Source organism: Streptomyces sp. SolWspMP-5a-2, assembly GCF_900091845.1.
GTDB classification, from domain to species: domain Bacteria; phylum Actinomycetota; class Actinomycetes; order Streptomycetales; family Streptomycetaceae; genus Streptomyces; species Streptomyces doudnae.
Genome location: NZ_FMCI01000028.1, coordinates 1 through 7333, shown reverse-complemented (window position 1 = coordinate 7333; position 7333 = coordinate 1). Strand labels below are relative to the sequence as shown.

General features: G+C 73.3%; 7 protein-coding genes. All 7 read right to left on the bottom strand.

The features are described from left to right. Positions 1-1358: putative baseplate assembly protein (locus GA0115242_RS01575; protein WP_093823677.1), on the bottom strand; the 1358-nt coding region annotated here is incomplete at its 3' end. Continuing rightward, positions 1358-1780 carry a GPW/gp25 family protein gene (locus GA0115242_RS01570; protein ID WP_093823675.1) on the bottom strand — a complete coding sequence of 141 codons (423 nt, stop codon included), beginning with the start codon at positions 1778-1780 and terminating at the stop codon, positions 1358-1360. The genes GA0115242_RS01570 and GA0115242_RS01575, both read right to left, overlap by 1 nt. Continuing rightward, the gene (locus GA0115242_RS01565) at positions 1780-2100 is read right to left on the bottom strand and encodes a PAAR domain-containing protein (RefSeq protein ID WP_093823673.1); all 321 of its coding nucleotides are present in this window, start codon (positions 2098-2100) and stop codon (positions 1780-1782) included. Before GA0115242_RS01565 ends, GA0115242_RS01570 begins: the two co-directional genes overlap by 1 nt. Positions 2101-2184: 84 nt before the next feature. Further along, positions 2185-4014 carry a VgrG-related protein gene (locus tag GA0115242_RS01560; protein WP_093823671.1) on the bottom strand — a complete coding sequence of 610 codons (1830 nt, stop codon included), beginning with the start codon at positions 4012-4014 and terminating at the stop codon, positions 2185-2187. Beyond that, entirely contained in the window at positions 4011-4733 is a 723-nt protein-coding gene (locus GA0115242_RS01555) for a CIS tube protein (protein WP_093823669.1), read from the bottom strand. The genes GA0115242_RS01560 and GA0115242_RS01555 overlap by 4 nt, the downstream gene beginning before the upstream one ends. Positions 4734-4823: 90 nt before the next feature. After that, positions 4824-5249, bottom strand: a complete 426-nt coding sequence (locus GA0115242_RS01550) for a phage tail protein (RefSeq protein ID WP_093823666.1) — start codon at positions 5247-5249, stop codon at positions 4824-4826. A 290-nt stretch (positions 5250-5539) separates the two neighbouring features. Continuing rightward, complete coding sequence (locus GA0115242_RS41405) at positions 5540-5845, bottom strand: hypothetical protein (RefSeq protein ID WP_093823665.1); 306 nt, start codon at positions 5843-5845, stop codon at positions 5540-5542. Positions 5846-7333: the final 1488 nt, after the last annotated feature.

The window sequence follows — 7333 nt, the reverse complement described above, 5'->3', positions numbered from 1 at the left end:
GCGCGTTCCTGGATGCGCAGGGCCTGCGGCGCCCGTAGTTTGGCGTTCTCCACCGTCTCCCCGGCGACGCCGCCGCTCGCCTCCTCACGGTTGTCGACACGGGCGATGTAGGGGACGGAGCTGCGCAGCACGGAGATGGCCCCGCGGGCCACGTTGCCGGCCGGGCCGCCGCCGGTGCGGTAACGCGCCACCCTGATCCGGGCGCCCTTGGCCGGTACGGCGCCGCACAGGCGCAGCGTGCCGTCCGGTTCACGCAGAGCCGGCGGGAAGGTGAACTCGCCGGTGGTGGCGTCGATCCGGACGTGCCGGTCCGCAGGTCCTGAGCGGCCGAAGTGCTCGACCAGGTCCCAGCGCTGCCAGCCGTCCGCCGACGACACCTCCACCACCGGCGGCTCGCCGTCGAGGAGGACCGGTGGGCGGGCGAGCCGGAAGGTCTGCCCGGCGACGCCCTCCGAGACACCCAGCGGCACGTCGCTCTCGGTCTCGGCGTGCTCGACGGTCATGGTGCCGCCCACGGTGAAGACCGCCGCCTCGCGCACCGTCGGCGACTCGGAATAGAACGGCTGTCCCGGCTGCGCCTCGGTGACCCGACAGCGCAGCCAGCCGGCCCGGGTGCCGCCGATCACCGACGCCGTGTGTCCGGCGGGTACGTACAGGACGATCTCGCCCGGCCGGTTGAGGCCGCCGGTGGAGTCCTCGCCGCTCTCGCACCTCTGCCAGCCGCCGCCGTCCCACGCCTCCCACACCAGCGGGGGCTGGCGCGGGTCGACACCGATGCCCTCCACCCGGCTGTCCAGGCGGACGGCGACCACGCAGCGCGGCACCGCCGTCGGCAGCCCGAACAGCAGCGCGTCGCCGGGCTGGGGCGCCGCCTGGAAGGCGGGGACGTCGCCGCCCTCGGCGAGCTCCCCGGTCCTGTCGGTCTGCTCACCGGTGCGGAAGGCGGTCACCAGCCGCATCAACTCCGACGGCACGATGCGCAGTTCGCCGGTGGTGGCGAAGACGACGGCCTCCTCGGCGTCACCGCCCACGGTGGTCACCTCGGTGCCGGGGGCCAGGGTCACGGTGTCGGGCTGCGGTGCGGACAGCCAGAAGTCGACGTCGGCTGATGCGGCGGCCGGAGGGAACAGCCGGATGCCGAGCAGGTCGAGGAAAGCGGTGTAGTTCTTGTCCGGCACCCGGTTGAGCCGGTAGAGCAGTTGGTCCACCAGGTAGGCGAACGTCTCGATCAGGGTGACGCCCGGATCGGAGACGTTGTGGTCGGTCCATTCCGGGGCACGCCGGCGCACATACCGTTTGGCCTCGTCGACGAGTTGCTGGAAGCGCCGGTCGTCCAGGTTGGGTGAGGGCAGGGCCATCAGGCGGCACCCCGTTCCCCGGCCGGCTCCTCGGAGGGGATCGTGTAGAACGGAAAGACCAGGTTGCGCCGGTCGTTGGTGGAACGCAGCGTGTAGCGCACGTCGATGTAGAGGGTCCCGGCCTCGACGGCGTCGAAAGCGACCACGACGTCATCGACGGCGATGCGCGGTTCCCACCGTTCCAGGGCCTCCCGCACCCGCTGGGCGATCCGGCCCGCGGTGGCACCGTCACCGGGAGCGAAGACGTAGTCGTGGATACCGCAGCCGAACTCCGGGCGCATGGGCCGTTCGCCGGGCGCGGTACCCAGAACGAGACGGATGGCCTCCTCGATCTCCCGGTCCCGTTCGACCATGCCGATCCCGCCGGTCGGTCCGACCCGCAACGGAAACCCCCAGCCCCGGCCGATGAAACGGTCACTCATCACACGCCCCCGATCAGGACGTCCAGGGCACCGCCCACGATCATCGCGCCGCAGGTGGTCTTGTCACGCATCCGGGCGGCCGGGAGCCCGCCGATGAGGACCTCACCGGAGACGAGCGCGGCCGGGTCGGGCAGGACCACGTTGCCCGGTCCGAGGAGCAGATGCGGGGGCACCGCGCAGGTGTGCACACTGCCCACGACAGCGGCGGGGAGCCCGCCGATCAGCACCCGGACAACCGCGGCAGCGGCCGGGCCGGGAGGCGGGGTGGCGATCACACCGCCATGGTCGGTTGGATCACCGGTACGGGCTGCGGCGGGCATCGGATACTCCTTCTGCACAGAACGAGGGGACGAAACGCCGTTTAAGCGGGCGTCAGTTGATCGGGAACACGGTTGCTGCGGGGGTCAGTTGATGCGGATGAGCTTGGCTTTGAGGACGCCGAGGAGACCGCCGTCGACGGTGACGTCGGTCATGCCGCCGATCCGTACACTGCGGCCGCCGATCTTCACCCCGACCCGGCCCTGGATGTCGACGTTGCGGCCCGACACGCTCACGTCGCCGCGGCCCGCGTCCAGGGTGATGCCCTTCTTGTCGAGCAGGACGGAGGTGAGGGGCTGCCCGCCGCCCTTGCGGGCGTAGACAGTCAGCTCGATCCGGTCGCGCCGGCTGTCGAGGAAGACTTCGAGGCGCTCGTCGGCGCTCATCAGCCGCACGCCGGAACGGCCGGGCGCCCGCGCGTCGAGCAGTTCCATCCGGTGCCCCGAACGCGACACGACAGAACGGCGGTTGACCCTGCCGGTGGTGGGATCGATCAGCGGGATGTCGTGCGGCGAGGGCTTGTCCACGCCGTTGTAGAGCCCGCCGAGGACGAACGGGCTGTCCAGCAGGCCCTGCTCGAAACCGACCAGGACCTCGTCGTTGACCTCGGGGCTCACCACCCCTCCCCCGCCCCTGCCGCCCCACTGCACGCTACGGACCCAGTCGGTGACATACGTGTCGTCCAGCCAGGGAAAAGTGAGCCGCACGGCACCCGACTCGGCGCCGCCCGGCTCCCGGACATCCGTGACCACGCCGATCGCCAGACCCGGCATACGCGGCCCCCGGCCCGGCGCGTTCGCCCCGGTCACCAGCCCCGCCAGGGAACGGTCCGGGCTGGCACTGACCCACACCGTCGTACGGAAACCACCGTGCGGTTCAAGGACATGCCGCACCGCAGTCGCCGTGTACTTCCCGGAGAACACCCCCCCGACATTGCCCAGCGCCACCGGACGGCCCGCCCGCAGTTCAGGGTTCCCCTCGACCAGCGCCTCCAACTCACCGAACCCGGCGCTCACTTCGGCGGCCACCGCGTCCGCGACCGCCCTGGTCTCGGCATGCGTGCGGTACGGGGTGTCGGTGACGGTCAGCTTCGAGGAGGTGCCGAACCGGGCGGCGAACGCCGGGCTGAGCCCCGGCACCACCGTGTCGCTGTCCACCGACGGCTCGCGGGCCACCAGGGGCCGTTTCGTGGTGACGTCCCAGCCGCGCACCTCCACCTGCTGCGCGCCGTCGGCGGCCGACAGGCAGGCCCGCAGCGCCAGCAGGTTGCGCCCGTACTCCAGCACCATCGGGCTGCGGGTCGCCGGGGTCGACGGCGCGGGCGCCCCGGACGCCTTCCGGGGCCTGGTGAACTGCACCAGGTCCTGGTCGTCGACCCGCACCAGCGCGCCGCTCTCCGCCGCGAGGAACTGGAGGAAGTCCCAGTCAGACAGGTTCGCCTGGGACAGCTGAGTGTGGGTGACCGGGGCGGCCTCGACCACCCCGCAGGCCAGCCCCGCACCCGCGGCCACCTTCCGCACGATCGCCTCCGTCGTCATGTTCCTGAACGCCACCACCCTGCGGCCCCGTTGCAGCCGGTGCGCCTTGGAGTAGGCGCGCACCACCGTGAACGATCCGGTGCCGTCCCGGTCCAGTTCGAGAGCGGTGACCTCGCCGCTGAACAACCGCTCACGGTCCTGCCCGGACACCGTCACCACCGACACCCGCAACGGAGTACCGATGGTGATACCGGTCTTCTGAAGGAACTCGTGATCGGGATCACGGAACGTGAGGACAGCCGCGTCGGGCAGACTCACGTTCTCATCGACCACACAGCTCACCAACTGGGTCGCCCAGACCCAGGGAAGCTCGCCCGGTGTCTCGATGACAGGGTCAGCCGCGAACGACCGCCCGCCCCGCGCCTCGGCTGTGGTCACTGGTCCTCCTCCGCGTCCGCGTCCCGCAACCCCGGCACCACCAACTCGGCACCGGGGACGAGCGCCATCGGATCGTCGATGTCGTTGGCCTCCGCGATGACCCGCCAGGCCGTCGCGTCGCCGTACTCGCGCCAGGCCAGCAGGGCCAGGCTGTCGCCCGCGACAACGGTGTGGGTGCTGCGGGCCGTGCGCGCGCCGGACGTCGGGTTCTGGCCCGCCGGATCGACGCTGGCCTCCTCGATGGAGAGCGAACAGGTGGCCCGCAGCGGCGTCCCGTCCACGTCGAAGAGGGTGTAGGTCACCGACAGGCTGGAGAGCACACCGTCGAACGACGTCGTGCGCGCGGTACCCCACTCGAACCGCACCCACGGGCTGGCCGGTTTCTTGCGGCCCAGACTGGCCGGGGTCGGCACGCACCCCTTCATCAGCTTCTCCACCGCCAGCTCGACGGAGTTGTCGTGGGTGGCGGTGGCATCGAGGAACACGTCGAGACTGAGCGTGCGCGGCCCGCTGCCGACGAACTCCGGCAACGCCGACTGCCCCGCCATCCGGGACGGGGTACGCCGCCACTCGGTGGTCTTGCGCAGCTCCAGGGTGGCCGGGTTGAACTGAAGGTCGAGCTGCGCGATCGTCCCGCCGGGCTTGGCACCGACGGAGGTGGGCGGCTCCTTCAGGGTCAGCTGGGCCCTGGCCCGGCTCGACGGGACCGCTGTGGACATGCCGGGACCTCCTTTCCAGGACCGGGCTGACAGGACTGACAGGGCTGACAGGGGGCGGGGCGGGTGGTGGCTGGTGGTCGGCCGGGCGGCTCAGGAGGGGCGCAGGCCCTGGTGCGCGATCTCCAGCGTCTCCCGCGCCGCCTGGGAGTCGGCCGGGTCGAAAGACGGGCCCTGCCAGCGCACCGGAACGATCCCGAACACCTGCCAGCTGATGATCGGCGTCAGATCCGGTTGCAGCGCCACGATCTCGCCGTCCTTAGGCTCCACCCGCTTCAGCGTCTCGTCCAGCCAGCGGGCGATCTTCGCCGTGTCGGCGGTGACCGGCCGGGTGAGCGTGATGTTCGACCAGCTCACCCGACCGGGCAACTGCCAGGTGAAGCCGTTGTTCCCGCCCTCGGCGTAACTCTCCATCTCGACCTCGGCACCCATGCCGGAACAGGTGTGGAAGGGGCCCAGGTCCTGGCCGCCGATGACGAGCCGGAAGAACACACTCGTCGCGAAGATGCTGTCGGTCATGCGTGCGTCACTCGCCCCGTCCGTCGTCCGTCGTCCGTGGTGCGTGGGTCATGTGCGGGTCGTGCGTTAGTCAGCCCTGGGTGCGGTCGGGGTACGTGGGCCAGCCCCGGGTACGGCGGGCGTGTGTGAGTCAGCCCCCGGTGCGGCGGGCATGCAGGGGTCAGCCCCGGGTACGGCGCGCATACAGGGACCAGCCCCGGGTGCGGCGCGCATGCGAGCGGGGGTGCTCCCAGCGGGCGTACTCCCGGTGGCGGGTGGGCCGTCCTTCGTCCGTCGGTCATGGCGAGTCCTCAGCGGCGTCCGTCGTAGGGGCGGCCGGTCCGTTCCCGGCCGCGGCGCAACTCGGCGCGCAGCAGCCGCGACACGGGGTCCAGCAGACGACGCGCCAGGTCGTCGAGGTCCTGACCGGCGTCGTCCTGGGGGGTCCCGGTGCGCCTAGAGGCCACGGTGGTGTGGGAAGCGGAGGACTCCGAGGCTGATCGCGGACGGCCGCGCGGCGGTACAGGCTCGGCGGGTTCCTGCTTGAGCGGCGTCTCCTTGACCTGGGCGCCCTTGAAAAGGTCCACGCCCGCGAAGACCCCGGCGTCCCGCTGCACAGCGGTGTCCCGGCCCCCCGGCCCGGCACCCGTCGCGACCGTCCGTGGCCTGACCAGGGGAACGGCCCCCGCGTGTACGGCCGTTCCCGCCCGGCTCTCCGTGCCAGTCGGCATCGGCGGGTGGTCCGCGAGCGGCGGCGCCTGCGGGGCGGTCACCGGCAGGGGCCGCGACGGGACGGCCGTGACCGGGCCGCCGGTCACCGGGCGGGGCGGCGCGGGCCGCACGACCGGGACACGCTGAACCGGCTTCGCGGAAGGGGGCATTGGTCCGGTGGCGCTCGTCTCGCGCGGCCCGTTGTACGCGGTGGCGGCACGCTGGAGCGGAGGTGCGGAGAGGGCCGAGCGCGCGGACGGAGTGGACGCCTGGTGTGCGAGGGGCGCCGCCGCACTCGGCGCGGTGCGCGGGGTGGAGACGGGAGCCGTGGGGGCCAGGGTGGCGGGGGCCGGGGCCGTGAGGGCAGGGGTGGCGGGGACCGGGGCCGTGCGGGCCGGGGCGGTTGACAGTGCGCCGGGCCAGCGGGCCGCGACCACAGGGCGGGCAGCGGGGCGGGGCACGGCGGCCGGTGCCGTGCCGTCCGGGCTCCGGGTGCTCAGAGCGAGCGGACGGGCGGCCAACAGCGCGAGAGTGGCGGAGGACGCGGGCGAGCCCGTCGCGGTGCGAGGGTGCGGGCTCATCGCGGTGGAGGCGGCCGGGGTGGCCGCCGGGTACACCGACCTGGCCACGACGAGCGGGACCGGCGCGGACGGACCTCCGGGCGACGGCCGCACGGAATCCGAGGCATCCGTCCGGAAACCGCCGGGCCGGGTTCCATCCGTCCCGGAACCGCCGGACTGGGAACCGTCGGACCGGGCGCCGTCCGACCGGGTTCCGCCTGTCCGGGCGCCGCTGTGGGTCGGTGTGGTTGGGCCCGGCTCGTGGTCGTTCGGCCCGGCAGGCGTCGGGCCCGCGTGGTCGGGGGCGGCGGCCGGGGCGGGCAGCACCAGCGGTGTGGCGACACCGTTCGCAGGGTCCGCGGAGACGGTGGGGGCGGGGGTGGCCCCGGTGGCGGGGGCGCGCTGGACGTCGGCCGTCCCCAGCAGCGGAGCGGTTCCCGGCGTGCGGAGCGCGGCCCCGCCGGGCGGGGCAGACGTGGTCGCGGGAGTCCGGTCCTGGCGGACGGGAGCGTGCGGGACGAGCGGTCCCGGCGCGGCACCGGAGGCCCGAGGCACGGCGGGGGCGGGCAGTTGGGCACTCGGCGGCAGCGCGGGCAGCGGGGCTCCCAGGCCACCACGCGCACGGGCGCCGGACGCCTGGGACCGGTGCGGGGGGCCCGGCTTGGCCGTAGGTGCCGTCGCCGCCGTCACGTCCGTACCGCTGTCGCCCGTCCCCGCGTCCTCGGCCCGCCGCTGAAGGACCGGCAGAGCCTGGGCGTGCGCGGTACCGGCACCGGGCACCGGGACTGCGGCGCCAACACCTGCGCGGTGGGCGGCAGTTCGGTGAGCGGGGAG